Origin of the sequence: Streptococcus sp. 27098_8_69, assembly GCF_041432445.1 — a bacterium.
Classification (GTDB): Bacteria; Bacillota; Bacilli; order Lactobacillales; family Streptococcaceae; genus Streptococcus.
This window is the reverse complement of the sequence record NZ_JAPVZO010000056.1, coordinates 1-690: the sequence shown is the minus strand read 5'-3', so window position 1 is coordinate 690 and position 690 is coordinate 1. Positions and strand designations below refer to the sequence as shown.

At 51.3% G+C, this 690-nt stretch carries 7 tRNA genes; all 7 read left to right on the top strand.

From position 1 onward, the window contains the following. The 7 genes from O3658_RS10630 to O3658_RS10600 all read left to right on the top strand — a co-directional run bounded on the left by O3658_RS10630 (nt 1) and on the right by O3658_RS10600 (nt 616). Nucleotides 1-73: transfer RNA gene (locus O3658_RS10630), tRNA-Asp, on the top strand. Between the two features lie 24 nt (nt 74-97). Further along, a tRNA-Lys gene (locus tag O3658_RS10625) sits at nt 98-170 on the top strand. Between the two features lie 5 nt (nt 171-175). Continuing rightward, nucleotides 176-257, top strand: a tRNA-Leu gene (locus tag O3658_RS10620). 12 nt (nt 258-269) lie between these two features. Next, nucleotides 270-342: transfer RNA gene (locus O3658_RS10615), tRNA-Thr, on the top strand. Nucleotides 343-369: 27 nt separating this feature from the next. After that, nucleotides 370-441 (top strand) — tRNA-Gly (locus O3658_RS10610). Between the two features lie 7 nt (nt 442-448). Next, nucleotides 449-534 (top strand) — tRNA-Leu (locus O3658_RS10605). 8 nt (nt 535-542) lie between these two features. Beyond that, a tRNA-Arg gene (locus tag O3658_RS10600) sits at nt 543-616 on the top strand. The last annotated feature ends 74 nt before the right edge of the window (nt 617-690 follow it).

Here is a 690-nt window from a genome sequence, read left to right as displayed (position 1 = left end):
GGTCCCGTAGTGTAGCGGTTATCACGTCGCCCTGTCACGGCGAAGATCGCGGGTTCGATTCCCGTCGGGACCGTTTAAGATAACGGAAGTTATTTTAGACTCGTTAGCTCAGTTGGTAGAGCAATTGACTTTTAATCAATGGGTCACTGGTTCGAGCCCAGTACGGGTCATCATTGCGGGTTTGGCGGAATTGGCAGACGCACCAGATTTAGGATCTGGCGCTTAACGGCGTGGGGGTTCAAGTCCCTTAACCCGCATAATAGAAATAAGCCGGCTTAGCTCAGTTGGTAGAGCATCTGATTTGTAATCAGAGGGTCGCGTGTTCAAGTCATGTAGCCGGCATTTTTTTAATATAACCAAGAGGTCGATGCGAACGTAGTTCAGTGGTAGAACACCACCTTGCCAAGGTGGGGGTCGCGGGTTCGAATCCCGTCGTTCGCTTAGAGAGGCCGGGGTGGCGGAACTGGCAGACGCACAGGACTTAAAATCCTGCGATTGGTAACGATCGTACCGGTTCGATCCCGGTCCTCGGCATATAATGAGCACCCTTAGCTCAACTGGATAGAGTACCTGACTACGAATCAGGCGGTTAGAGGTTCGACTCCTCTAGGGTGCATTTTTTCTATTTAACTCGGGAAGTAGCTCAGCTTGGTAGAGTACTTGGTTTGGGACCAAGGTGTCGCAGGTTCG